General features: G+C 67.5%; 21 protein-coding genes. 12 read left to right on the forward strand and 9 right to left on the reverse strand.

Features of this window, described 5'->3' with window-relative positions; translation table 11 throughout:
• Positions 1-138 precede the first annotated feature (138 nt).
• The 3 genes from KUV62_RS12515 to KUV62_RS12525 form a co-directional block, all read right to left on the reverse strand.
• Positions 139-2,676 (reverse strand): penicillin-binding protein 1A, encoded by a 2,538-nt coding sequence (locus tag KUV62_RS12515; protein WP_222604048.1) that lies wholly within the window; start codon positions 2,674-2,676, stop codon positions 139-141.
• Between the two features lie 104 nt (positions 2,677-2,780).
• Entirely contained in the window at positions 2,781-3,983 is a 1,203-nt protein-coding gene (locus KUV62_RS12520; protein ID WP_222604049.1) for an N-acetylmuramoyl-L-alanine amidase, read from the reverse strand.
• 131 nt (positions 3,984-4,114) lie between these two features.
• A complete protein-coding gene (locus tag KUV62_RS12525) occupies positions 4,115-5,260 on the reverse strand; it encodes a pyridoxal phosphate-dependent aminotransferase (protein WP_222604050.1) in 1,146 nt (381 codons plus the stop codon).
• Positions 5,261-5,316: 56 nt separating this feature from the next.
• Here KUV62_RS12525 and KUV62_RS12530 point away from each other — a divergent pair, with 56 nt between their 5' ends.
• A complete protein-coding gene (locus tag KUV62_RS12530; RefSeq protein ID WP_222604051.1) occupies positions 5,317-6,657 on the forward strand; it encodes a M48 family metalloprotease in 1,341 nt (446 codons plus the stop codon).
• A 54-nt stretch (positions 6,658-6,711) separates the two neighbouring features.
• Positions 6,712-7,485 (forward strand): DsbA family protein, encoded by a 774-nt coding sequence (locus tag KUV62_RS12535; protein WP_222604052.1) that lies wholly within the window; start codon positions 6,712-6,714, stop codon positions 7,483-7,485.
• 116 nt (positions 7,486-7,601) lie between these two features.
• Here the strand turns inward: KUV62_RS12535 and ispG are convergent, their stop codons facing one another.
• From ispG to hemA, 3 genes are all read right to left on the reverse strand, one after another.
• Positions 7,602-8,747, reverse strand: coding sequence for a flavodoxin-dependent (E)-4-hydroxy-3-methylbut-2-enyl-diphosphate synthase (gene ispG / locus KUV62_RS12540; protein WP_222604053.1), 1,146 nt, complete (start codon positions 8,745-8,747; stop codon positions 7,602-7,604).
• 262 nt (positions 8,748-9,009) lie between these two features.
• Positions 9,010-10,632, reverse strand: a complete 1,623-nt coding sequence (locus tag KUV62_RS12545) for a helix-turn-helix domain-containing protein (RefSeq protein WP_222604054.1) — start codon at positions 10,630-10,632, stop codon at positions 9,010-9,012.
• 372 nt (positions 10,633-11,004) lie between these two features.
• A complete protein-coding gene (gene hemA / locus KUV62_RS12550; RefSeq protein ID WP_222604327.1) occupies positions 11,005-12,228 on the reverse strand; it encodes a 5-aminolevulinate synthase in 1,224 nt (407 codons plus the stop codon).
• 367 nt (positions 12,229-12,595) lie between these two features.
• Between hemA and KUV62_RS12555 the strand changes: the two genes are divergently transcribed.
• From KUV62_RS12555 to KUV62_RS12575, 5 genes are all read left to right on the forward strand, one after another.
• Positions 12,596-12,889 carry a hypothetical protein gene (locus tag KUV62_RS12555; RefSeq protein WP_222604055.1) on the forward strand — a complete coding sequence of 98 codons (294 nt, stop codon included), beginning with the start codon at positions 12,596-12,598 and terminating at the stop codon, positions 12,887-12,889.
• Positions 12,890-13,119: 230 nt separating this feature from the next.
• The gene (locus tag KUV62_RS12560) at positions 13,120-13,452 is read left to right on the forward strand and encodes a 5-aminolevulinate synthase (protein WP_222604056.1); all 333 of its coding nucleotides are present in this window, start codon (positions 13,120-13,122) and stop codon (positions 13,450-13,452) included.
• A gap of 113 nt (positions 13,453-13,565) precedes the next feature.
• Positions 13,566-14,939, forward strand: a complete 1,374-nt coding sequence (locus tag KUV62_RS12565; protein ID WP_222604057.1) for a M20/M25/M40 family metallo-hydrolase — start codon at positions 13,566-13,568, stop codon at positions 14,937-14,939.
• A 311-nt stretch (positions 14,940-15,250) separates the two neighbouring features.
• Positions 15,251-15,781, forward strand: a complete 531-nt coding sequence (locus KUV62_RS12570; protein WP_222604058.1) for a hypothetical protein — start codon at positions 15,251-15,253, stop codon at positions 15,779-15,781.
• A 43-nt stretch (positions 15,782-15,824) separates the two neighbouring features.
• Positions 15,825-16,712, forward strand: coding sequence for an alpha/beta fold hydrolase (locus tag KUV62_RS12575; RefSeq protein ID WP_222604059.1), 888 nt, complete (start codon positions 15,825-15,827; stop codon positions 16,710-16,712).
• Here the strand turns inward: KUV62_RS12575 and KUV62_RS12580 are convergent.
• Positions 16,709-17,584 (reverse strand): glycosyltransferase family 2 protein, encoded by an 876-nt coding sequence (locus tag KUV62_RS12580; RefSeq protein WP_222604060.1) that lies wholly within the window; start codon positions 17,582-17,584, stop codon positions 16,709-16,711. The genes KUV62_RS12575 and KUV62_RS12580 overlap by 4 nt on opposite strands.
• Positions 17,585-17,707: 123 nt before the next feature.
• On the opposite strand from KUV62_RS12580, the gene KUV62_RS12585 reads away from it, so the two are divergent.
• Complete coding sequence (locus tag KUV62_RS12585; protein ID WP_222604061.1) at positions 17,708-18,457, forward strand: hypothetical protein; 750 nt, start codon at positions 17,708-17,710, stop codon at positions 18,455-18,457.
• Here KUV62_RS12585 and KUV62_RS12590 read toward each other — a convergent pair.
• Positions 18,448-19,749: a DUF3422 family protein gene (locus KUV62_RS12590; protein WP_222604062.1), complete on the reverse strand. Its 1,302-nt coding sequence runs from the start codon at positions 19,747-19,749 to the stop codon at positions 18,448-18,450. The genes KUV62_RS12585 and KUV62_RS12590 overlap by 10 nt on opposite strands.
• A 127-nt stretch (positions 19,750-19,876) precedes the next feature.
• Positions 19,877-20,284, reverse strand: coding sequence for a DUF6314 family protein (locus KUV62_RS12595; protein ID WP_222604063.1), 408 nt, complete (start codon positions 20,282-20,284; stop codon positions 19,877-19,879).
• 217 nt (positions 20,285-20,501) lie between these two features.
• On the opposite strand from KUV62_RS12595, the gene purB reads away from it, so the two are divergent.
• The 4 genes from purB to KUV62_RS12615 all read left to right on the forward strand — a co-directional run bounded on the left by purB (position 20,502) and on the right by KUV62_RS12615 (position 25,385).
• Positions 20,502-21,806: an adenylosuccinate lyase gene (gene purB / locus KUV62_RS12600; protein ID WP_222604064.1), complete on the forward strand. Its 1,305-nt coding sequence runs from the start codon at positions 20,502-20,504 to the stop codon at positions 21,804-21,806.
• Positions 21,807-21,958: 152 nt separating this feature from the next.
• Positions 21,959-23,932, forward strand: coding sequence for an alpha/beta hydrolase (locus KUV62_RS12605; protein ID WP_222604065.1), 1,974 nt, complete (start codon positions 21,959-21,961; stop codon positions 23,930-23,932).
• A 105-nt stretch (positions 23,933-24,037) separates the two neighbouring features.
• The gene (locus tag KUV62_RS12610) at positions 24,038-24,193 is read left to right on the forward strand and encodes an adenylosuccinate lyase (RefSeq protein WP_222604066.1); all 156 of its coding nucleotides are present in this window, start codon (positions 24,038-24,040) and stop codon (positions 24,191-24,193) included.
• A 139-nt stretch (positions 24,194-24,332) separates the two neighbouring features.
• Complete coding sequence (locus KUV62_RS12615) at positions 24,333-25,385, forward strand: flagellar motor switch protein FliG (RefSeq protein WP_222604067.1); 1,053 nt, start codon at positions 24,333-24,335, stop codon at positions 25,383-25,385.
• The last annotated feature ends 121 nt before the right edge of the window (positions 25,386-25,506 follow it).

Genomic DNA, 25,506 nt, shown 5'->3' on the forward strand with positions numbered 1-25,506 from the left:
CGGTCAGATGGCCGCGATCGCGCCACGCCCCGTCTTCTCTGGTTCGAAAATACCTCGGGGGAGTCGCGGCGCAGCCGCGGCGGGGGCGGCGCCCCCAAAACGCGGCCCAACCGCGCCGGCGGTGCCGGAGCCCCGAGCTCAGTAGAGCCCGCCCGAGGACAGCGTGCCGAAGCTCGCCTTCGGCCCCACGGTCGCCTTGCGCCCGGTCGAGGTGGTGACTTCGCGGGCCCGGGTGGTGCCATCGGGCTGGATCAGGTCGAAATTGCCCGACATCGCCCAGCCGCCATCGAGCTGGATGCCGAAGAGCGGTTCCTGGCCACGGCGGAAACACTCGGCCACGACGTTCGGACCCGAGGCGTCGGGGCCGAGACGGGCGCCGGAGAAGCGGTCGATATTGATGAACTCGCAGGCCTCCGGCACGTCGAAGGCGCCGCCGCCGTATTTCTGCACCGCCTCGGTCATGAAGCGCTGGAACACCGGCCCGCACATCGAAGCGCCATAGGCGCCGCGGCCCAGCGGGCTGGGGTTGTCGTAACCGATGTAGCAGCCGGCGACGATGTTCGAGGTGAAGCCGATGAACCACACGTCCTTGGCGTCGTTGGTGGTGCCGGTCTTGCCGGCGGTGGGCACGCCGAGATCGACGACGCTCGAGGCGGTGCCGCGCTGCACCACGCCCTGCATCATCGAGGTCAGCTGGTAGGCCGTCACCGCGTCCATCACCCGCTCGCGGCTGTTGCGGATGGTCGGGCCGACGCCCGGCGGCAGGCTGTCCTCGGCACAGTCGATGCAGACCCGCTCGTTGCCCTTGGCGCTCTCGTGATTGTAGATCGTGCGACCGTAGCGGTCCTGCACCCGGTCGACCAGCGTCGGCTCGACGCGCTCGCCGCCATTGGCGAACATCGCGTAGGCCGAGATCATCTTGTAGAGCGTGGTCTCGTCGGCGCCGAGCGCGTTCGACAGGAAGCGCCCCATGTGATCGTAGACGCCGAACTTCTCGGCGTAGCACGCCACCGTGTCCATGCCGATCTCCTGCGCCAGGCGGATGGTCATCAGGTTGCGCGATTGCTCGATGCCGGTGCGCAGCGGCGTCGGGCCGTAATAGGTGTTGGAGGCGTTCTTCGGCCGCCACACGCCCTGCGGCGTGTCGATCTCGATCGGCGCGTCGATGACGATGGTCGAGGGGGCGTAGCCCGAGTCGAGCGCCGAGGCGTAGACGAAGGGCTTGAAGGACGAGCCCGGCTGACGCTGCGCCTGGGTGGCGCGGTTGAACACCGAATCCTGGTAGGAGAAGCCGCCCTGCATGGCGATCACCCGGCCGGTATGCACGTCCATCGCCATGAAGGCGCCCTGCACCCGCGGCACCTGCCGCAGGGTCCAGCGGATGAAGCTGCCATCGTTGTCGGCGGTCATCTCGCGCACATGCACAACGTCGCCGCGCTCGAAATTGTCGCGGAAGCTGCCGCGGATCCAGGAGATGTCGTCTCGCGGGACGGAGGTGCCGCGGGCATCGTCGCTCGCGATGCCCTCGATGCCGAGCCGCATCGACGCATCGCCGACCTCGAGCACCACCGCCGGACGCCACTCGCTCTCAAGATCGATGTCGCGTGCCACCGAGGTGTTGGCCAGCGCCTCGCGCCAGGCCTCTTCCGAGCCGAGCTGCTCCTCGGGGATGGTCTTGCCGGTGCCGCGCCAGCGGCCCAGGCTGCGGTCGTAGTTCTCGAGCGAGATGCGCAGCGATTCCGCCGCCTTGGTCTGCATCTCGGGATCGAGCGTGGCGCGCACGCTGAAGCCGCCGGAGAAGAACTCGCCCTCGCCGAAATCGCGGGTCAACTGGCGACGGATCTCGTCGGTGAAATAGTCCCGCGGCGGCAGCGAGCGCTGGTAGGGCTCGAAATCGCCGTTCTGCACCGAGCGCAGCGGCTGCGCGCGCTCCTGCTCGTAGAGCTCGTCGGAGAGGTAGCCGTTGTCATGCATCTCGCGCAGCACGTAGTTGCGGCGCTGCAGCAGGCGCTCCTTGTTGCGCACCGGATGGAAATCCGACGGCGCCTTCGGCATCGAGGCCAGGAAGGCCGCCTCGTGCGGCTCGAGCTCCGACAGGGTCTTGTTGAAATAGGTCTGGGCGGCGGCGGTGACGCCGTAGGAGTTCTGGCCGAGGAAGATTTCGTTGAGGTAGAGTTCGAGGATCTTCTCCTTGCTCAGCGCCTGCTCGACGCGGGTGGCGAGGATGATCTCCTTGACCTTGCGCTCGGCGCGGCGGCCACCGTCGAGCAGGAAGTTCTTCATCACCTGCTGGGTGATCGTCGAGGCGCCGCGCACGTCGCGGCCGCGGGATTTCACCGCATCGACCACCGCCGCGGCGATGCCGCGCGGGTCATAGCCCTGGTGGGTGTAAAAGTTCTTGTCCTCGGCCGAGATGAACGCCTCTTTCACCAGGTCGGGGATCTGGTCAGCCGGGGTAAACAGGCGCCGCTCCTGGGCGAACTCGTCGATGATCCGGCCTTCCTGGCTGTAGATCCGGCTGATCGTCGGCGGCGTGTAGCGCGCCAGGCTCTCGTGGCTGGGCAGGTCCTGGCCGTAGATCCAGATCACCGCGCCCACGGTGAGCGCGAACATCATGATCCCCAGCGTGATGATGCTGAAGATGCCGCCGAAGAAGGAAAGAATGAACCGAGTCACTGAGGGCCGCCTCTGAAGATTGCCGTGTCCTTATACCCTGCGCCGCCCGCGGTCAAAACACACGGGGGCGTGACGGCAGGGCTCTGCCAAGGGCGACGCGGCGTCTATTGCCGCCGCAGCCGTGCCAGCGCCGCGTCCTCGAGCGCCCAGGCGCTGATGCCGTCGCGGATGCCCGCGGCCATGCCGGCGCGCCAGAATTCGTCCTGCAGGTTCTCGAGGTCGCGCTCTGTCGACAGGAAACCGACCTCGACAAGCACCGAGGGAATGTCAGCGGCCTTCAGGACCGAGAAGCCAGCGCGGCGCAGCGGACGCTTGTGCACCTCGCCCACCGCGTTGCGGATGCGGTCCACCAGGTGTTTCGCCAGCGCCGTGCTGCGCGGGCCATTGTCGAGCCGGGCGAGCTCGAGCAGAACGTTGGCGACGCGGTCATCGGCGCCCGAGAGGTCGAGCCCGGCGAGGATATCGTCGCGGTCGTGGCGCTCGGCCAGCGCCGCCGAGGCGGCGTCCGTGGCGTCCTCCGACAAGGTGTAGACCGTCGCCCCGTGGGCGACGCCCTCGGCGATGGCATCGGCATGCAGCGACACGAAGAGATCGGCGCCGGCCTGGTGCGCCAGCGCCACCCGCGCCTCGAGCGAGACGAAGACATCGGCATCGCGGGTCATCTCGACCGAGTATCCGGCGCGGCGCAGCACGTCGCGCAGCTCGCGGGCGAAAGTGAGCATCAGCTCGGCCTCGCTGTGGCCGTCGCGCTGCGCGCCCGGGTCGATCCCGCCATGCCCGGGGTCGAGCATGATGCGCAATGGCGCCGCGGGATCGCGCGGTGGCACCGCGGTGGCGCGCGGCTCGGGCAGATCCCAGCGCGGATCGCGCGGCGCGCCGGAGGCGGCGGCCATCTCGTCAGGCGTGGCAGGCTCGAGCCGCAGCGAGAGCGTGGCCACCCCGGTCTCCTCGGCGACGCGCATCCCTGCCCGTGCGATCACCATCGGCCCGGAGAGCTCGGCCACCAGCCGCGACCAGCCCGACCGGATGCGCCCGACGCGCAGCGTCTCGACAGCGTCCGACTGGCCCAGCTCGGTGGGGTCGGTGCCCTGCCAGTCGACCTCGCGGAAATCCACCACCATCCGCGCCGGATCGGTGAGGGTGAAGGCGCGCCACGGCACACCCTGGCTCAGCCCGAGCGTCAGCTCGGTGCCGCCGCGCCGATCCTTGAGCGCGCCGCGCTCGTAGAGCGCCCGCCCGCCAAGCTCCTGCGCCACAGCCGCGGAGCCCAGAAGAAGCGCCGCCAGAAGAAGGAAGATCCTGCTCATCCGCCATCAGTCTTGTTGTTTTGCCCGACGCTATCACGCCCGCGCCGGATTCGCAGCCCGCGCCGCCCGCGGCAAGAATTTTCCTGCGAAAATTCTTGAACTTGAAGATTTTTATCCAAAAAATCTTAGGCTTACCCGCGGCACTTCATGAACTGCGCAAGCCGCGCCAGCCCCTCTTCGATATCGGCGCTGCTGCGCGCATAGGAAAACCGCAGCGTGCCGTGGCCGCGCTCGGGATCGAAATCGAGCCCCGGCGTCACCGCCACCCCGGCCTTGTCGAGGATCTCGGCCGCGAAGGCGCGGCTGTCGTCGGTCAGGTGGCTGACATCGGCGTAGACATAGAACGCCCCGTCGGGCGGCGCGATGCGGTCGAAGCCGGCCTTGGGCAACCCGTCGAGCATCAGCTGACGGTTCTTCGCATAGACCGCGAGGTTGTCCTGCAGCTCCTCGCCGCAATCCATCGCCGCCAGCGCCGCCACCTGCGCCGCGTGCGGCGGGCAGATGAACAGGTTCTGCGCCAGCCGTTCGACCTGCCGCACCATGCGCTCGGGCAGCACCAGCCAGCCGACGCGCCAGCCGGTCATCGAGAAATACTTCGAGAAGGAGTTGATCACGCAGACATCGTCCGACAGCTCGAGCGCCGTCACCGCGCGTTTGTCATACTCGATGCCGTGATAGATCTCGTCCGAAAGGAACGCCGCGCCGTTGGCCTGGCAGGTCTCGATCATCGCGCCGAGCTCGGCGCGGTCGAGCATCGTTCCGGTGGGGTTCGCCGGGGAGGCCATCATCAGGCCCTGGTAGTCGACGCCCGCGAGATCCCCGGGCACAAGCTGGTAGCCGTTCTCGGGCTTCGCCGGCACCTCCACGGGCACCAGGTCCAGCGCCTTGAGGATCTGACGGTAGGACGGGTATCCGGGCATCCCCAGCGCCACCCGGTCACCGGCGTCGAACATCGCGGTGAAGGCGAGGATGAAGCCGCCCGAGGAGCCCGGCGTAACCACCACGCGGGCCGGATCGAGATCGACGTCGTACCACTCGCCGTAGAGCCGCGCGATGCGCTGGCGCAGCGCCGGCAGGCCGAGCGCCACCGTGTAGCCCAGCGGGTCGGACTTCATGGTCTCGGCCAGCACCGCGCGGGCATGGGCCGGCGCCGGCGACGAGGGCTGGCCCACTTCCATGTGGATGATGTGGCGCCCGGCCTCCTCGGCGGCCCGCGCCGCTTCCATGACATCCATCACGATGAAGGGATCGACCGCCCCCCGGCTTGAGTTTCGCATCCTGCTCTCCCATGGTGGCTCGGGATTGGGAGTATTGAGGATACCGGGGAGGGTCAATGTCCGCCGCTGTCGCAAGACCGATTGCCGCGCTGCTGCTCGTGGCCACGCTGCTCTTCGCGGCCCTGCCCGCCCGCGCCGTCACCCTGCTGCGCGATGCCGATATCGAACACGCGCTGGCGATGGTTGCCGCGCCGGTACTGCGCGGCGCCGGGCTGAGCCCGTCGCAGGTGCAGGTGATGGTGGTCAAGGATGACAAGCTCAACGCCTTCATCATCGACAGCAAGGCGATCTACATCAATTCCGGGCTGATCATGAAGCTCGAGACCCCGGCGCAGCTGCAGGCGGTGATCGCGCATGAGGCGGCGCATATCACCAACGGCCATATCGCCCGGCGTCTCGGCAACATGCGCAACGCCCGCACCGCGACGCTGCTCGGCATGGCGCTGGCGGCGGCGGCCGGGGCGGGCACCGGCAGCGGCGACGCCGCGGCGGCGATCATGCTGGGGTCCTCGGCCTCGGCGATGAACAATTTCATGTCGCACACGCGGGCGGAGGAAAGCGCCGCCGATATCAGCTCGGTGCGCAGCATGGTGAATGCCGGGCTCGACCCGAGCGGCGCCGTCGAGGTGCAGGAGATCTTCCGCGGCCAGGAGCTGCTCTCGGCGCCGCGGCAGGACCCCTACGTGCGCACCCATCCGCTGACCCGCGATCGTCTGCGCGCCCTGCAGGGGCTTGTCGCCGCCGCGCCCGGCCAGGGCACCGCCGCCGATCCCGCGACGGCCTACTGGTTCGCCCGCGCCCGCGCCAAGCTCGCGGGCTTCCTGCGGGCGCCGAGCTGGACACTGAGGCGGCTCGACCGGCTGCCCAGCAAGGATATCGCTTTGATGGCCGAGGCGGTGGCGCAGCACCGGCAATCCGACCTGAAACGCGCCCTGCGTGCCATCGACGGCGCCATCGCGATGCGCCCGAACGATCCGTTCCTGCGCGACCTAAAGGGAGAGATCCTGCTCGAGAGCCGCCAGGCCGGACCGGCGGTGCAGGTCTACGGACAGGCCCGCCAGCTGGCCCCGCGCAACGCCCAGATCCTCGGCGGGCTCGGTCGGGCGCAGCTCGCCGCCGGCCAATATGGTGCCGCGCTGCGCACGCTCGAAGAAGCCCGCGACCGTGACTGGCGCGATGGCCGCGTGCTGCGCGATCTCGCGGTGGCCTATGCCAAGACCGGCAATACCGGCATGGCCTCGGAGGCCACGGCGCAGCGCTACGCGCTGCAGGGCCGTCTGCACGATGCCGGCATCCACGCCAAGCGCGCGCTGGGTCTGCTGCCCCGCGGCTCCGCCCCCTATCGCCGGGCGCAGGACGTGGCCGACGCCGCGGCCCGCGCCGAAAAGAAACGCTGACACCCGACACCGCGACCGATACAGGTCACCCAACGAACCAAGACAGGAGCTTCCATGCTGACCCGACTGACCCGCCCCGCCGCCGCGCTGACCCTCGCTGCCGGTCTCGCCGCAGCGCTGCCGGCCACGGCACAGGAGATGGATTTCTCCGCCATGACGCCCGAGCAGCGCGCCGCCTTCGGGGCGCAGGTGCGTGAATACCTCCTGGAAAACCCGGAGGTCATCATGGAGGCCGTCAACGCGCTCGAGAGCCGCCAGGCCGAGCAGCAGGCGGTGGCCGACCAGCAGATCGTCGCCGACAACGCCGACGCGCTGTTCCGCGACGGCTATTCCTATGTCGGCGGCAACCCCGATGGCGACATCACCATCGTCGAATTCTCCGATTATCGCTGCGGCTATTGCCGCCGCGCCTTTCCCGAGGTCGAGGAGCTGATCGAGAGCGACGGCAACATCCGTTTCATCATGAAGGAGTTCCCGATCCTCGGCGAGGCCTCGGTCACCTCCTCGCGCTTTGCCATCGCGACGCTGATGGAAGCGGGCGACGAGGCCTACAAGTCGGTGCATGACGCGCTGATCACCCTCGAGGGCGAGCCCTCCGAGCCGGTCCTGCGCCGGCTGGCGGAGACGCTGGGGCTCGATGCCGAGGCGATCATCGCCCGGATGTCGGACGAGGAAGTCACCCGCCGCATCCAGGAGACCCGCGCGCTGGCGACGCGGCTGCAGATCAACGGCACGCCGAGCTTCGTCTTCGGCGACCAGATGCTGCGCGGCTACGTGCCGCTCGACGGCATGCGCCAGATGGTCGAGCAGATCCGCTCGGAAGGATGAGCAAAAGCCCGCCCCCGGCGCGGCTCGGGGCGGGCTTCGAGATGGTTTGCGGGCCGTCGTCCTGCCGTCGTCTCCGGGGCTGATCCCGCGCGAGCGCCGCGCGGAGACCCGGCGCCCTATTCGGCTGCTTCCGATGCGGCCTCGGCTTCGGCTGCGTTCTGGGCCTCGATCTGCGCGGCCTTCTTCTCGACCTCCTCGACGATGTGATCGATCATCTGGTCGTTGTTCATCTTGTGGCTGGCCTTGCCCGCCAGATAGACCATGCCGCTGCCGGCGCCGCCGCCGGTGAAGCCGACATCGGTCATCAGCGCCTCGCCGGGGCCGTTCACCACGCAGCCGATGATCGACAGCGACATCGGCGTCTTGATGTGCTCGAGCCGCTCTTCCAGCGCCTCGACGGTCTTGATCACGTCAAAGCCCTGACGGGCGCAGGACGGGCAGGAGATGATATTGACGCCGCGGTGGCGCAGGCCGAGCGACTTGAGGATCTCGTAGCCGACCTTGACCTCCTCGACCGGGTCCGCCGAGAGCGAGACGCGCAACGTGTCGCCGATGCCCATCCACAGCAACTGGCCGAGGCCGATCGCGCTCTTGATGGTGCCCGAGGTCAGCCCGCCGGCCTCGGTGATGCCGAGATGGATCGGCTTGTCGGTGACCTCGGCCAGCCCCATGTAGGCGGCGGAGGAGAGGAAGACGTCGGACGCCTTCACCGAGATCTTGAACTCGTGGAAATCGTTGTCCTCGAGGATACGGATGTGATCCAGCGCGCTCTCGACCATCGCGTCGGGGCATGGCTCGCCGTATTTCTCCAGCAGGTGCTTCTCGAGCGAGCCGCCATTCACGCCGATGCGCATTGAGCAGCCATGATCGCGGGCGGCGGCGATGACCTCGCGCACCCGCGCCTCGCTGCCGATATTGCCGGGATTGATGCGCAGGCAGGCGGCGCCGGCCTCTGCGGCCTCAATGCCGCGCTTGTAGTGGAAATGGATGTCGGCGACGATCGGCACCGGGCTCTCGCGAACGATCTCCTTCAGCGCTTTCGCGCTGTCCTCGTCAGGCACCGAGACCCGCACGATATCGGCCCCGGCTTCGGCGGCGCGCTGGACCTGATCCACCGTCGCCTTGACGTCGGTGGTGATGGTGTTGGTCATGGTCTGGACCGAGATCGGCGCATCGCCGCCCACGGGAACGTTGCCGACCATGATCCGGCGCGACTTGCGCCGCTCGATGTTGCGCCAGGGACGGATCGGGTTGTGGCTCATGCCGCAAGGCTCCTCGGGAAAGGTGGGTCGCGTGCGGCCATACCTAATGCCGTGAGCGCCTTGAGGCCAGAGACGATTGCGTGAAACCGCCGAAGCGCCCCTGCCCCCGCCTGCCGGAGCAGCCGCGGAGAGGCTCAGTCGGCAACGGGCGCTGTCAGTTAGAGACGCCGTCGGTGGCCGGGTCCGTCAGTTGCGGGCTCAGTCGCTGACCGGGTCGATCAGCTACGGACGAAATCGGTGAGCGGATCAACCGGCTCCGGGCTCAGTCGGTGACTGTCACGGCGCTGTTGAGCTCGGCCACGACGCGCTCGAGATCGGCATCGCGGCTGATATCGGCGACCTGGTAGCTCGAGGTCAGGTTGTCGACCGAGAGCGCGAGGTTCGAAGTCACCGCGCCGGTATCGCCGGCCGGGCCGTAGGTCTGGCCGTTGACGGCGAAATAGACCGCGCCGGATTCGCCCACCCGCAGGGTGGCCGGATCCTCGGTGTTGGGCAGTTCGAACGTGTCGCCGGCGCGCATCGTCGCCTCGTAGATCACCGAGCCGTCGGCGGCGCGCACCCGCACCCAGGCGGTGCGCACGGCGATCATCGTCACGCCGGGGGCGCTGTCTTCCAGAACCTTGGGCTGTCCGGGCTCGCCCTGCGGCTCCGCCACGGCAAACTGGGTCAGGTCGTCGATCACACGCTGCAGGTCGCCATCGCGGGAAGCGTCTGCGGGGCTGTAGGCGGCGGCGATCAGCTCGGGCTGCAGCGAAAGATCCCGGGTCACGGTGCCGGTGGGGCCGGCGGGCCCGTAGGTCTGGCCGTTCATCGCGAAGTAGACCGCGCCGGATTCACCGACATTGAGCTTCGGATCGGTCTGGTCGGCGGGCACCGCCCAGGTATCGCCGGCATCCATCACCCGCTCGAACAGCACGCTGCCGTCATCGCCGCGCACCCGCACCCAGGCCGGGCGCACCGCGACCAGCGTCATCTGGCCGGGCGTGGCAAGCTGCGGCGCCCGCGGCGTGGCCTCGGCGAACTGTCGCTCGGAGCCATCGGGGGCGGCGACCGGCGCCGGCGGCACGGTGCCGCGCTGCGCGAAGACACCGACCGTGGCCGGATCGAGCGAGGAAATCGGGGCATCGCGGGCCACCAGCACCGGCACGTCGAGCGCCTGCGGGCGGTAGAGACGATCCAGCGCCTCGGCCCCGGGGGGCGAGAAGGCGCCGACGCCATCGACTTGCGCCAGCACGTCTTCACCATCTTCCTCGGCAATCGGTGCAACGGCGCCGTCGAGCGGGTCCAGCTCGCTCAGCACCACCGGGGTCTGATCCACCGGTGCGAGCTGCACGCGCTGCACCTCGCGCAGGACCGCCCAGCCGCCATAGCCGATGCCGCCGATCAGCGCGACCAGCACCAGCATCGAGGCCACGGCCCCCGGCTCGATCCGCGACAGGAAGCTGTCGCCGGCGGGCACGAAGGGCATCCGCGGCTCGGCGAAGGGATCGCGCGCGGCGGGGCGCGGCGCCTCGGACTTGGTGTAGTTCGGCTTGCGGATGGTCGAGGCGTTTTCCGACATGCCGTGAGCGACGGAGAAGCCGCTCTCGGTGCAGAATTCCTGGAAGCACTCGTCGGGATCCATGCCGAGATAACGGGCGTAGGAGCGCACATAGCCGGCGATGAAACCGGGGGTATCGAAGGCGGAGGGATCGCAATTCTCGATCGCGGCGATGTAGCTCGCCTTGATCCTCAGCTCGCGCTGGACGTCGAGCAGGGATTTGCCCATCGTCGCGCGTTCACCGCGCATGACATCTCCCAGCCGCAATGTGAAATCATCGAAGCCGCGGGGGCCATCATCTTCGACAACCTCGTCCGGCCTACGTGAGGATTTCCGCCCGATCATGCGTTCAACCTAAAAATGGTGCTGTCCCAGCTCGCCTGCCCAATCACGCTTTCGCGATTCGCTTCGCGTGTTTTATTAGGACTACGTTAGCACATCACAACTGCTTTTACAGAGATTCGAGGGGTCATGAGCGTGGTTCTGCGCAACCCCGCCCGTGCATCGTGCACTCGGCCCAACGATATGCGCCGCGCCGAAGTTCCTCTATCTGCTCACGAATCCCGATCGAGGGATTCTCGTTCGACGCGCAAGCATCTTCGGACAGAATGGTAAATGATAGATAAAACCCTCCCGCTCGATTTGAGCGGAAGGGTTTCAATCGATGTTACAGTCGCGGCGTCGGCAACGGTCTCCGGGCCGCGGATCCGGTCCGGATCAGGCGCTGAGCTCCTGCCGGTTCAGCGCGCAATGCGACCACAGCGCGTCGAGCGCGCGCACCAGCTTGTCCATCTCGTCGGGGCCATGCACCGGCGAGGGGGTGAAGCGCAGGCGCTCGGTGCCGCGGGGCACGGTGGGGAAGTTGATCGGCTGGACATAGATGCCGTAGCCGTCAAGCAGCATGTCGGAGAGCTGCTTGGTGTGCACCGGATCGCCGACGATCACCGGAACGATATGGCTGCCGTGATCGATGATCGGCAGGCCCATGCCCTTGAGGCGGGTCTTGAGGATTCGCGCCTGGGTCTGGTGTGCGTCGCGCAGGGCCTGATCCTGCTTGAGATGGGCGATCGAGGCCGCCGCCCCGGCTGCCACCGCCGGCGGGATCGAGGTGGTGAAGATGAAGCCCGGCGCGTAGGAGCGCACCGCGTCGCACATCTTCTCGCTCGCCGCGATATAGCCGCCGAACACGCCGAAGGCCTTGCCGAGCGTGCCGTTGATGATGTCGATGCGATGCGCCAGCCGGTCGCGCTCGGCGACGCCGCCGCCGCGCGGGCCGTACATGCCCACCGCGTGCACCTCGTCGAGATAGGTCAGCGCGCCAACCTCCTCAGCGAGATCGCAGATCTCCCCGATCGGACCGAAATCGCCGTCCATCGAGTAGACCGATTCAAAGGCGATGAGCTTCGGCGCGCGCGGGTCGTCTGCGGCGATCAGCTCTCGCAGGTGGTCGACGTCGTTGTGGCGGAAGATCCGCTTGGCGCCGCCATTGCGCTTGATGCCCTCGATCATCGAGGCGTGGTTGAGCTCGTCGGAATAGATGATCAGGCCGGGGAACAGCTTGGGCAGGGTCGAGAGCGTGGCGTCATTGGCGATGTAGGCGGAGGAGAAGACCAGCGCCGCCTCCTTGCCGTGCAGGTCCGCCAGCTCGGCTTCGAGCCGCTTGTGATAGACCGTGGTGCCGGAGATGTTGCGCGTGCCGCCGGAGCCCGCGCCGGTGGCGTCGATCGCCTCATGCATCGCGGCGAGCACCGCCGGGTGCTGGCCCATGCCGAGATAATCGTTGCCGCACCACACGGTGATCGCCTGCTCCGAGCCGTCTGCCTTGCGCCAGGTGGCGTGCGGGAACTGGCCCTTCTTGCGCTCGATGTCGATGAAGGTGCGGTAGCGGCCTTCCTCGTGCAGGCGGTTCAGGGCTTCGTCGAGCTTCGCGGTGTAATCCACCGGCATCTCCTCCTTCGCTTTGGCCACGTCGTTGCGTGTCTCGTCGGCGGTTCTGGCCGCATTCACATTCGTGAATGGATAACGCTCACAGGGCATCCTGTCCACGGTTTAGAAAGAGACTAAGAGTCGCGGCCTTGATTTGCATCAAGACTTTCGGATCGTGTTCCGGCGTCGTCTCTCGGGGGCGCATCGGAATCTGGCGCATAGATACCGCCCGAATACAGCAATTCAAGCGCCTTCCTCCCCGCTCCCGCAAGCGTGAGGCGGAGCGGGACACCATGCCGCGGCGACATCACATTCAATAAATGTTATATTACAGGCGCACCGTGGGACCCTCGCATGCATCACCAAGAGGAGACCAAGCCACATGAAGCACATCACGCCACTCGCACTTGCCGTCATCGCGCTGAGCGGCAGCATCAGCGCGCTCGAGGCGGGCCACGCCAACCCGTGGACCGATGACCTGAGCGAGGTTCTGGAGAAGAACCACGACAGCAATCAGGCCAGGAGCGCCGACACGCCCGGCGAAGACGAGATGCGTGGGGTCATGACCCGCAACGCCCATGGCAAGACCGGCGGCAGCGCCGCCGGGACCGACAGTGGCAAAAGCGGCAGCGGCAATCAGGGCGGATCCCGAGGCCAGGGATCCCACAAGCGCTGAGCCCTGCCGGCCGGGGCGCGCCCCTTGCGCCCCGGCCCTCTCCCGGGCGTCGCCCGGGTCCACGGCCTGTTCCGAGGCAGAGTTACGAAAGGTAAGGTTTTGCTTACTCGCCAGACCACCCGGACGCGTGCATCCTGATGAAATTAGAGACACTCGTGGACGACGCCCCCGGCGCTGTTCCGATTTTACGCGTTGTTGATTTTTCAAAGGTCTTTTTCGAAGGTCATTTCATGTGGAGCCTTTCCCTCCCGCCCTTGCCGGCCCCGACGCTCGTGCTCGGCACCGCGGCCGGCTACGCGATTGCCACCATCGGCATGAAGCTTTCCGCCCAGGGCCACCTGCCCGCCGGTCTCAGCCTCGCGATCGCGGGCTTTCTCGGCGCCTTCCTCGCCGAGATCCTGTTGATGCGGCGGGCCGAGCTTTCGGTTGTCTATCTCGCCATCATCGCCGCCGAGACACTGCTGGTACTCGGCTATGCCAGCTGGATCGGCGAGGGGCTGAGCCTGCGGCAGACCCTCGGCGCGGCGATGGTGCTGGCCGGGCTGGCGGTGGTCTCGGTCTGACACGGGCGCAGGTCTGACACGGGCCTTGGTCCAGGCGCCGGCTCTGGACAGTGCGGAAGGCGCTGCTAGGGTCGCGGCCATCTGATCTCCCCAACGCCACAGGAGCACAAGGCATGTCCCTCGACGCCGTTCTCGCCCGCATCGACAGCGATCTCCCCGCCGCAACCGATCGTCTGCTCGAGCTTCTCCGCATCCAGTCGATCTCGACCGACCCGGCCTACAAGGCGGAGTGCGACAAGGCCGCCGACTGGCTGGTGGCCGACCTCCGGTCGATCGGCGTGAGCGCCGAGAAGCGCCCGACCCCGGGCCACCCGATGGTGGTGGGCCATGTGGACGGCCCCGGCCCGCACGTGCTGTTCTACGGCCATTATGATGTGCAGCCGGTCGACCCGCTCAATCTCTGGGACCGGGACCCGTTCGATCCGGCCATCGAGGAGACGCCCAAGGGCAAGGTGATCCGCGGCCGTGGCGCCTCGGACGACAAGGGCCAGCTGATGACCTTCATCGAGGCCTGCCGCGCCTACAAGGCCGAGCACGGCGCCCTGCCCTGCAAGATCACCTTCTTCCTCGAGGGCGAGGAAGAGAGCGGCTCGCCGTCGCTGGTGCCGTTCATGAAGGAGAACGCCGAGGAGCTGAAGGCCGAGATCGCGCTGATCTGCGACACCGGCCTGTTCCAGTCCAAGACCCCGGCAATCATGACCATGCTGCGCGGCCTGCTGGGCGAGGAACTGACCATCACCGGCCCCGACAAGGATCTGCACTCGGGCATGTATGGCGGCATCGCGATGAACCCCGCCCGCGTGCTCACCAAGATCCTTGGCGGGCTCTTCGACGAGAACGGCGTGATCCAGGTGCCCGAGCTTTATGAAGGTGTGCCGGAGTTGTCGGACGAGTTGAAGGCGCAGTGGGAGGGGCTGGGCTTCGACGCCGAGGGCTTCCTCGGCGATGTCGGGCTGTCGATCCCGGCGGGCGAGCGCAGCGTCAGCCCGCTCGAGATGATCTGGGCCCGCCCCACCGCCGAGATCAATGGCATCTGGTCGGGCTATACCGGCGACGGCTTCAAGACCGTGCTGCCCTCCGAGGCCCATGCCAAGATCAGCTTCCGCCTCGTCGGCACGCAGGACCCGGAGGCGATCCGCAAGAACTTCCGCGCCTGGGTGGAGGCGCAGATCCCGGCCGACTGCAAGATCGCCTGGAAGGACCACAGCTGCTCGCCCGCCTCTCAGATGTCGACCGAGCATCCGGGCTTCGAGGCGGCACGCAAGGCGCTGTCCGACGAATGGCCCGATCCGGCTGCCTATGCGGGCTGCGGCGGCTCGATCCCGATCGCCGGCTACTTCAAGACCATCCTAGACATGGACGCCATGCTGGTGGGCTGGGGCAAGGATGACGACCAGATCCACTCGCCCAACGAGAAGTACGACCTCGAAAGCTATCACAAGGGTATTCGCAGCTGGGCGCGCATCCTCGATGCAATGTCGGCCTGACGACAGATGAACAACCTGAAGGGGATTCGTCAGAATCGCGTTTCCCCTTCAGGGCCCTCCAACGCGCCGATTTGCCGCCGTTGGGACCACTTGCGGCCCAGTTTCGCCACAATGTCGCCCCGATTGACCAGATTCCGCGAAAAACTATCTAAACGTGTGCGAAAATCTTCTTCCTCAAAACGTCTTCAAGCCAAAATCGCCCCAAGAAAATGCCATGATTGGTTTCTAGCCTACCCTTAAGGATAGGGGAGACCGCCCAACAGGACGGGCCGCCTCGCAAGAAGAAGAGCTTAAGGGTCAAGGTCTCGGACATGAGAAACTACACGTTTCGCAAGCAGACGCAGCAGGACTTCCAGCAACGCGTTCAGCGCATCGATCCGTATTACTTCAAGCATGGCGATACCAAGCGCACTTGCTCGCGCCCTGCCCGCCCGCTTCTGTCGCTGGTGATGGGCTTCGGCTGGGCCTACCTGATCTTCACCGTGGCGCGCAATCGCACCCAGATCGAGGAAAGCCTCCTCCAGGGCGCTCTGCCGGCCCAGTATCATGACTACATCTTCTTCATGCTCGCGGGTCTGCTGTCGATCTCGGCGGTCATGCTGGGCGGCCACCTGCTCCGCTTCCTGATGTCGCGCCGCGCCAGCAACGGCAAGCGCAACTCCGGCGGTCTGCTGGTCGGTGCCCTCGCCGCCGGCGCGCTGGCCTATACCCCCGCCGATGTGTTCGACAACGGCCTCGGCCTTCTGCACGAGAATTCCAACGCGCTGATCCTCGCGGCCTCCGAGGGCGTCAATGTCGACCTTGCCTCGATCTCCTTCGTGTCGTCGAACGGCCTGAACTGAGCCGCCGCTTGACGCGGCCCCGCTGCCGCGCTTCCCTGCGGCCATGAGCACGCAGCCTCCGACGCCGACCGAGACCCGCGCAGCCGAGATCGGCGACCACACGATCACCTATGACATTGCCGGAAACGGACCACCGCTGCTCCTGCTGCACGGCTATCCGCAATGCCGCGCCCTCTGGCGCCCGCTGCTCCCCCACCTCACCGATGCCTTCACCGTGATCGCCGCAGATCTGCGCGGCTATGGTGACAGCTGGATGCCCGACAGCATGGAGGCGATGAGCTTCCGCAACATGGGCAGCGACATGCTGGCGCTGATGACGACGCTCGACTTCGAGCGCTTCCACCTCGCCGGCCACGATCGCGGCGCGCGGGTCAGCCACCGCATGGCGCTCGACGCGCCCGGGCGCCTGGCTTCGGTCTCGCTGCTCGACATCGTGCCGACCCATCACCTGCTGAGCCACTGCACGCAGGAGGTGGCGCGCGCCTATTACCACTGGTTCTTCCTCGCCCAGCCCGCGCCCTTCCCCGAAACCCTGATCGGCCACGATCCCGAGACCTATTTCGAGCGCTGCCTGCTGGGCTTCGGCAAGGCGCAGCTGTCGGATTTCGCCCCCGAGCTCCTGGCCGAATACCGACGCGCCTGGGCGCAATCGGGCGCCATCCGCGCCGGCTGCAACGACTATCGCGCTGCCATCGAGATCGATTTCCACCACGACGCCGCCGACCTGGGCCGCAAGGTCGCGGTGCCGACGCAGGTTCTCTACGGCGCCGAAGGCGCCATGGCCCGGCTGATGGACGTGCCCGCCACATGGGCCGACCGGCTGGAGAGGATGGAGGCGCAGGCAATCGCCGGGGGCCACTTCTTCCCCGATCAATCTCCCGCGGAGACCGCCGCAGCGCTGCGCGCCTTTCACCTCCGGCACGTGGCCTAGAAGATCCCGCTGAAGCGCTCCGGCAGCAGGTATTGCTGGTCGTAATCCGGCCGGTCGAACTGCCAGAAGCCGGTCTCGCCCCGCGGCTTCCAGCTCCGCTTCATGCGCTTGCGCACCCAGCCAAGATCGAACCCCTCCTGCATCGGCAGCGCCGCGAAGCCCTCGAAGACCGCGCGGTCCTCCCCCCGCGCCTCGGCGAACCAGTGCCGCCCGATCGCCGCCTCCTTCACCCCCACGCCGACCTCCTCCGTCACCGCGTTGCGGCGGTTCATCGTCTCGACATAGGTGCCGAAATCGCAGAACTTCAGGTGGAAGAGATAGAGCGGGTCCGGCGTGAACAGCTTCGAGGCCTGGGTGAAATGCCCGCCCCGCGCAATCTTGGTGCCAAGCGAGAGCACGCAGGGCTTGGAGTAATGCGGTGCCAGCCGCGCGTGCCGACGCGGCCCGAGGATGGCACCCTCGACGGGCTGCTCCTCGAGATCGATGCGGTGGATCACCTCGAGCCCCAGCGGCGTCAGAACCCGCCGCAGCGGCTGCTCGGCGAGATAGTCGACGAGGCCGCGCCCCTCGGCGGGGTCCAGCACCACCAACTCGTCCACATCGCCGACGATGACATGGCTGTAATAGCTGCGCAGCCCGGCCACGAGGCCGTTCAAGAGCCGCCAGCGCTTCATGTCGAAATTCGGATGCGGATCGCCGGGGATGCCGATCACGTTGCAGCCCTCGGCAAGCCGCGCCACCTCTGCGCCGCGCCCGTGATTAACGACGTAGCAATTCTCGCGCCCCAGCATCTCGCCGTAATGACGCAGCCACGCCTTCAGGAAGAAGGCGTCGTCCCGCACCATCGTCACCGCCGCCACGACCGATTGCATCCGCCCCATCCCTTCCTTGCCAGCTGCCCCCTCGATACCCTATCGCCGTGTCACGCTGAAGAGAATCGACATTGCCAGCCCGGCCCGCCAGCGTTGCGGGCATATCACGCGAGGCCCGCCCGCATGCTCCCCGATACCTTCCCCGAGACCGGCCTGCATTTTGCCCAGACCGGCGCCAGGATCACCCGCTACCAGACCTTCGGCGAGCGCTCCTCGGGCACCAACTACGTCAAGCGGCTGATCGGGCGGAACACCGCGCTGGCCCCGAGCGACGATTTCGGCTGGAAGCACGGATTCCCGCACATGACCGCGATCCCCGCCGATCTCGCGGTGATCTGCGTTCTCCGCCACGCCGCCGAATGGGCCCTCTCGATGCACGCGAAGCCCTGGCACTGCCCGCCCGAGATGCAGCGCCTTCCCTTCCCCGACTTCCTGCGCGCCGAGTGGGCCACCATTGCCGATCGCCCGCGCTATTTCCCGGACGTGAAGGCCCATGGCGGCACCGGCGAGCCACTGCAGCTCGACCGCCACCCGCTGACCGGCGCGCCCTTCGCCAATCTTTTCGCCCTGCGCCGCGCCAAGCTCGAGGGGCTGCTGGGCTTCCTCAACCGCGACTGTTCCGTGATCTTCTGCCGGCTCGAAACCGTCCAGAGCGACCCACAGGGCTTCCTGAAGACCCTCGAGACGCGCCTCGCGCTGCCACCGGCGCCGCAACCCTACCGGCCGGTGGTCAAACGCCTCGGATCGCGCTTCCTGCCGTCTGTCGACGACCGCCCCGAGACCCCGTCGGTGCTGGCGCCGGAGGATCTCACCTTCCTGCAAAGCCAGCTCGATCTCGGGCGCGAAGCGGATCTCGGCTACCGCTATTCGTGAGTCTCCCCGCCCTCGACCTTGGCGCGGATGCGCCTGAGCCCGAGCCACACCGCCAGAACCACCGGCGGCACCACCAGCGCCGTCATCATGCCCTTGCTGAGCCCCGCCATGCCCGCCACCGGGTAGAGCAGGTAGGCCACCAGAGAGACGGCGTAATAGCTGATCGCCACGACCGAAAGCCCCTCGACCGTGTGCTGCAGCCGCAGCTGCAGCCCGGCGCGCCGATCCATGCTCTCAAGCAGGTCTTGGTTCTGCGCCGAGCGCTTGACCTCGACCCGGGTGCGCAGCAGATCGCCCGCCCGCATCGCCCGGGCCGACATCGCCTCGAGCCGCTTCTCGGCACTCTTCACCGTGCGCATCGCAGGATCGAAGCGCCGCGCCATGAACTCGCGGAAGGTCTGCCGCCCCTCGAAGCGCTCCTCGCGCAGCACCGCGATGCGCTGCGTCACCAGCGCCTCGTAGGCGCCGGTGGCCGAGAGCCGGAACGCGGTCTGCGCCGCCAGGGTCTCGAGCTCGGAAGACACCCGCAGGAGCGCCTGCAGCGTGTCCTCCTCCGGCGCATCGCCATGGGTCATGGCGGTCATCAGCTCGGTCAGCTCCTCGTCGATCTCGGTCATCCGCGGCTGGATCGCCCGCACCCGCGTGAAGCCCAGCATCGACAGCGCCTTGTAGGTCTCGATCTCGCAGAGCCGCTGCACGATGCGCCCGACCCGCCGCACCCCCACATCGCCGCGCGGGAACACCGCGAAACGCAGGTGGCCGCCGGAATCGATGCGGAAATCGCCGGCCACCACGACGGCATCGTCGATCACCCGGCTCACCGCGAGGCTGTCGGCCACCATCCACGAGGCGGTCAGATCGTTGATCTGGCTCTCATCCTCGGGCCGCGCACAGATCCGCAGCATCGCCGAGGTCACCCGCACGCCGGGCGCATCGCGCAGCCAGTCATCGGGAAAGACCTCGAAATCCGCCGGGTCGTAGGGCCGCTCCCCGAGCCCGTTCAGGAACACCGTGTAGGTGACGAACTCGGTGTGCTGCTCCCATTTCAGCACGTGCTTGCCGATCGGCGCGGTGAAATGCGTGGCGCCGGGCTGCGGATGCTGGGTGCCGTAGCGGTCGAGCAGGTCGATCAGGTGCGCGAGATCCTCCGAGCGGTCGCGCGAGGCCGCGTCCTGCGCCTTCTTGATGGCGAGGTAGACCGCCCTCGCGGGCGCCTGCAGCGCGGGAAACGGGCGGGCGTGCAGCTCGTTGGCGAGCTGGTAGCGCAGCGGGTGGTCCTCGATCGGGGGCATCTGTCGTCCTTGGGCAATTCCTTGCCGAAACCTACAAGGCCCTTGCCCGAAGTAAAGATAATTTCACCAGCCCTTTCAGAGCCTTAGCGGGATACCAGCGTATACCCGCCCGCAAGCCCCGGAAATCTCAGAGCTTTGCCTGCCCCAGCGGCAGGTAGCGCGAGACCATGACATAGTCCTTGCGCGGCCCCCGCACCTGCCAGCGCGCCTGCCACTCCGGCCAGCGGCTGAAATCGTAGCTCACGTCATACTGGTCGGGATCGCACCAATGCGCGGCCTCGCCGCCCTCGGCCGGCACCTGGTGAAAGAACCGCCCGTCGCCGAAGAACACCCGCAGCTCGCGGTCCCATCGATAGCGCCGCTCCGCGGCGAAGCGCCCCTGGCCCATCACCAGCTCACCGCGTTCGACATAGTCCGCGCCCTCACCCGCCGCGCGCCATTCCGCGATCCCCTCGAACCGCGCAGAGCTGCCATCGCCGTGCAAGATCTCCCGCTCGATCCGCCACGTTCCGAGAAACCCCTCCAACCCACGCATCGCCAAGCCCTTCTTTACGTCCAAAATACTCCGGGGGAGTCGCAGCTCCGCTGCGGCGGGGGCAGCGCCCCCTCTTCTCCCGAGCCTGCCACCCCTCGCGCCCCAGGGGTACCGCCCAGGCCAACCCACCGCCTGCCGCGAAGGCAGCCAACCCTTGCCGCCCAGCCCCGCACGGCCTATGACGCGCGCAATCCGCACGCAACCCCGAGGACAGCCGATGATCCCCCGTTATGCCCGCCCCGAGATGACCGCGATCTGGGAGCCCGCCACCAAGTTCCGCATCTGGTACGAGATCGAGGCCCATGCCTGCGACGCGCAGGCCAAGCTTGGCGTGATCCCGCAGGAAAACGCCGACGCCGTGTGGAAGGCCAAGGATGTCGAGTTCGACGTCGCCCGCATCGACGAGATCGAGGCCGTCACCAAGCATGATGTCATCGCCTTCCTGACCCATCTCGCCGAGCACGTGGGCTCCGACGAGGCCCGCTTCGTGCACCAGGGCATGACCAGCTCCGACGTGCTCGACACCTGCCTCAACGTGCAGCTGGTGCGCGCCGCCGACATCCTGCTCGAGGGCGTCGACAAGGTGCTCGCGGCGCTGAAGAAGCGCGCGCTAGAGCACAAGATGACGGTGCGCGTCGGCCGCTCCCACGGCATCCATGCCGAACCCACCACCATGGGCCTGACCTTCGCCCGCTTCTACGCCGAGATGGACCGCAACAAGAACCGTCTCGAGAAGGCCAAGTGGGAGATCGCCACTGGCGCGATCTCGGGCGCAGTTGGCACCTTCGCCAATATCGACCCGGCGGTCGAGGAGCATGTCTGCGACAAGCTCGGCCTGCGCCCGGAACCGATCTCGACGCAGGTGATCCCGCGCGACCGTCACGCGATGTTCTTTGCCACGCTCGGCGTCATCGCCTCCTCGATCGAGAACATCGCCATCGAGATCCGTCACATGCAGCGCACCGAGGTGCTGGAGGGCGCCGAATTCTTCTCGATGGGCCAGAAGGGCTCCTCGGCGATGCCGCACAAGAAGAACCCGGTGCTGACCGAGAACCTCACCGGCCTCGCACGCCTGGTGCGCATGACGGTGATCCCGGCGATGGAGAACGTCGCCCTCTGGCACGAGCGCGACATCTCGCACAGCTCGGTCGAGCGCGGCATCGGCCCCGATGCCACCATCACCCTCGACTTCGCGCTGAACCGCCTCGCCGGCGTCGTCGACAAGATGATCATCTACCCGCAGAACATGCTCGACAACATGAACAAGTTCCCGGGTCTGGTGATGTCGCAGCGCGTGCTGCTGGCGCTGACCCAGGCCGGCGTGAGCCGCGAGGATGCCTATTCCATGGTGCAGCGCAACGCGCTCAAGGTCTGGGAAGAGCGCCTCGATTTCCGTGAGCTGCTGCTGGCGGATGAAGAGGTCGTGGCCGCGCTCGGCGTCGACGGCATCAACGAGAAGTTCGACATGGGCTACCACACCAAGCATGTCGACACGATCTTCAAGCGGGTCTTCGGCGAGTGACCTCCCGACCAATGGCGGGGACGGCACGACCGTCCTCGCCCCAGCCGCCGCAAGCGTCAACCCAGGGTTGACGCAGCGGCAACTTCCGGGCTCCACTGGTTTCGCCAGCGGTGCCCGACGCCCCGGCGCCGCGCCCAGCGAGGAGCCGCGCCATGACCCCCGAACAGATCATCGCCGCCATCGGCCTTCTGGTCTCCGAACCGGATCCGGCCTTCGACACATTGCGCGATGGCGGTTTCGACGCGCGCTACCCGGTCAGCGTCGAGGCCTGCCCTGAAACCACCTCACCGCTTGACATCGAGGGCCACACGCTAATCTGCGGCACGGTCAGCGTGCCCGAGAATTACGACGCTCCCGACGGCCGCCGTATTCCGCTCGAATTCGCCCTTGGCCGGGCGCACACCACGCAACCCTTTCCCGATGCCGTGGTGTACCTGCATGGCGGTCCTGCGAGCGGCGCGCTCGGCTCCATCGCCGCGATGACCGACGTGATCCTCGGCAGCCAGCGGGCGCATCGCGACGTGGTCAGCTTCGACCAGCGCGCTGCCATGCTGTCTTCGACCACGGTGCGCTGCAGTGGCGTGATGGCTGAGAACATCGTCGGCCTTGTCCGCAGCGGCGCAGGCAAGCCCGCCATCGAGGGCGAGGAGGTCAGCGACGAGACCGTGTTCGGCCCCTGCATCGAGGAGCTTTACGCGAGCGAAGCCGACCTGACCGCCTACAACACCGCCAACAATGCGCGCGACGTACGCGCGGTGATGTCGGCGCTCGGCTACCCGGAGTATAACATCTTCGGCATCTCTTATGGCACCCGGCTGGCGCTCGAGGTGCTGCGCACCGCCCCCGACGGCGTGCGGGCGGTGATCATCGACGGCGTCGCGCCGACCGGCGTGAAGCTCTACGACGATCTCTTCGGTCCGCATGGCGACGCGTTGGAGGCGATGTTCGACCAATGCGCGGCACAGCCCGCCTGCGCCGAGGCCTATCCCGACCTGCGCCAGAAAACGGCGGATCTCGGCGGCAAACTGACCCAGACCCCGATCCCGGCCGCACGCGGCCAGATCGAGATTGATGCCACCCGTTTCTACAACCTCATCAACCAGCGCACCCATCACAGCGCCCTCTGGGCCCGCGACCTGACAGCCTACCTTCCGCGCATGATCTACGAGTTGAGCGACGGCAACGCCGCCACTCTCGACTGGTATCTCGACACCCATATCGACCCCCGGTCAAAAGAGCCCGCCGACCTGCTGGGGGCGGGTGCCGAGCGCCTGAGCGACGACGAGCGGGCGCTGGCACTGGCGGCGCTCGCCACCGCGCAATCCATGCAGGCACAGAGGAAGACCGTGGCGGCGGCGATGGAGCAGCTCAAGCACGACCTCGTGACCGGCGTCACCGCCGTCTCGGTGGCCGAGGCCTTCGATCAGCGCGTCACCGAGGCGGGGCGCGACCTCACCCGGGAGGCGCTGTTCGCCGCCGCGAAGGATTATGCCCGCATGCTGGCCGGGCCACGCAGCAAGGAGGCCATTGCCGCCTGGATCGACAGCCACTTCATCGGCCCCGACCAGCAGGCACTCAGCGCGCATGTTGCCGCGATGAACGATGCCGATGTCGAGCGGGTCTTCGAGATGGGCGCCACCGAGATTGCGCCCTTCGAGGCCGCAGTGGAGAGCGTCATGGGGCTCTACATCTACGCCTGTCAGGAGGACTTTCCCTACAACTCACAGGACGGGTTCGAGGCCGCGCTCGAGGCCTTCCCCTACGCGCTGGCGGCCACCGAGCCGATGCAGACCGAGCTGCGCAACATGTACGCCACATGCGCCCTCTTCGAGCCGGCCCCGCGCGCGGAGTTTCACGAACCGGTGCGCTCGGAGGTGCCGGTGCTGGTCGCGGGCGGTACCAACGACACGCAGACCTCCTGGAAATGGTCGCAGCTTGCGGCCGAGACCCTACCCCACGCGCAGCTGGTGATCTTCCCCAATGCCGGGCATGGCGCCAGCCTCTACTCCGACTGCGGCCTCGATATGAACGACCGCTTCATTCTCGACCCATCGGCCGAGCTCGATCTGAGCTGTGTCGACGCGCTGACACCGGAGTTCGTTCTTCCGGACGTGCCATTGCGCTGACACCGCACCCGTCACGGCGATGTGAAACCGGCATCCGCGCGGTTTCTTTTTGCCGTAGCGTCAACCCGTGCTAGCCTTCCTGCCATTCCAACAGGAGGACGCAAGATGACGATCAAGACCCTGCTGACCGCCGCCGCCCTCGCCGTGGCCCCCTTTGCCGCCACCGCCGCCTGCACCGGACACAGCGAAGCCAAGGTGAGCTGCGCCGAGGGCATGCAGTTCGACGCGGCCACTGGCACCTGCAAGACCGTCTCGGGCTGAGCCACCCGCGACACGAGATCGGGAAGGCGGCCCCTCGGCCGCCTTTTCCGTCTGCGCGGGCCTCTCCACACGCCGCTGGTGAGGCTTCGTTAACCCCGCCGCGCTACCTCTTCGGGTGTCCCATCCGCAGCGGTGTCCGATGTCCCAAGCCTCCTCTCTCGCCGCCCTTCCGGGCCCCTCCTCCGGCCGCAGCCCGCTGACCCGTCGCGCCAAGGCCGCCATCGTGGTGCAGTTCCTGCTCAACGAGGGCGCCGACGTGCCGCTATCCGCCCTGCCCGACGATCTGCAGGCCGAGCTCACGACCCAGCTCGGCCGCATGCGCTATATCGACCGCGAGACCCTGAACAGCGTGATCGAGGAATTCGCCAACGAGCTCGAGCAGATCGGCATGTCCTTCCCCGGCGACATGGCCGGCGCGCTCTCGGCGCTCGACGGGCGCATCAGCCACCGCACCGCGGCGCGCCTGCGCAAGGAGGCCGGGGTGCGCCAGACCGGCGATCCCTGGGAGCGCATCAACGGGCTCGACGAGGAGCGGCTGGAGAAGCTCGTGCTCGGCGAGTCGACCGAGATCGCGGCGGTGATGATGTCGAAGATCGAGACCGCGAAGGCCGCCAAGGTGCTGGCCCGCCTGCCCGGCGACCGCGCCCGCCGCATCAGCTATGCCATCTCGATGACCGCCGGGGTCAGCCCGGAGGCGGTCGACCGGATCGGCCTCAGCATCGCCGCCCAGCTCGATGCCGAGCCGCCCCGCGCCTTCGAGAAGAAGCCCAATGAGCGGGTCGGCGCGATCCTCAACTATGCCGCCAGCGCCAAGCGCGACGAGGTGCTCGAAGGGCTCGAGGAGACCGACAAGGAGTTTGCCGAAGCGGTGCGCAAGGCGATCTTCACCTTCGCCAACATCCCCGAGCGCATGAAGGCCTCGGATGTCCCCAAGATCACCCGCGATGTCCCGGGCGACGTGCTGACCATGGCCATCGCCGCGGCCAGCGGCGAAGACGATCTCAAGGCGGTGGAGTTCATTCTCGAAAACGTCTCCAAGCGCATGTCGGGCTCGCTGCGAGAGGATGCCGCCGGCATGAGCGTCAACGCCAAGAAGGGCGAGGCCGCGATGAACGAGGTGGTCTCGGCGATCCGCGAGCTGGTCGCCACCGGCGAGATCGAGCTGCGCGATCCCGATAGCGATGACGAGTGATCGCGGCGTTCAGGGCTGAGGAGCGAGAGCCCGGCCGATGCGCGGAAGCCCCGCGCACCCCCGCGGTCCGGACCGGGCGCTTGTGCCGCGCCGCCGCCCGGCCTATCTCTTCGCCCGCAAC

It is taken from the genome of Salipiger bermudensis (genome assembly GCF_019801965.1).
GTDB lineage: Bacteria > Pseudomonadota > Alphaproteobacteria > Rhodobacterales > Rhodobacteraceae > Salipiger > Salipiger bermudensis_A.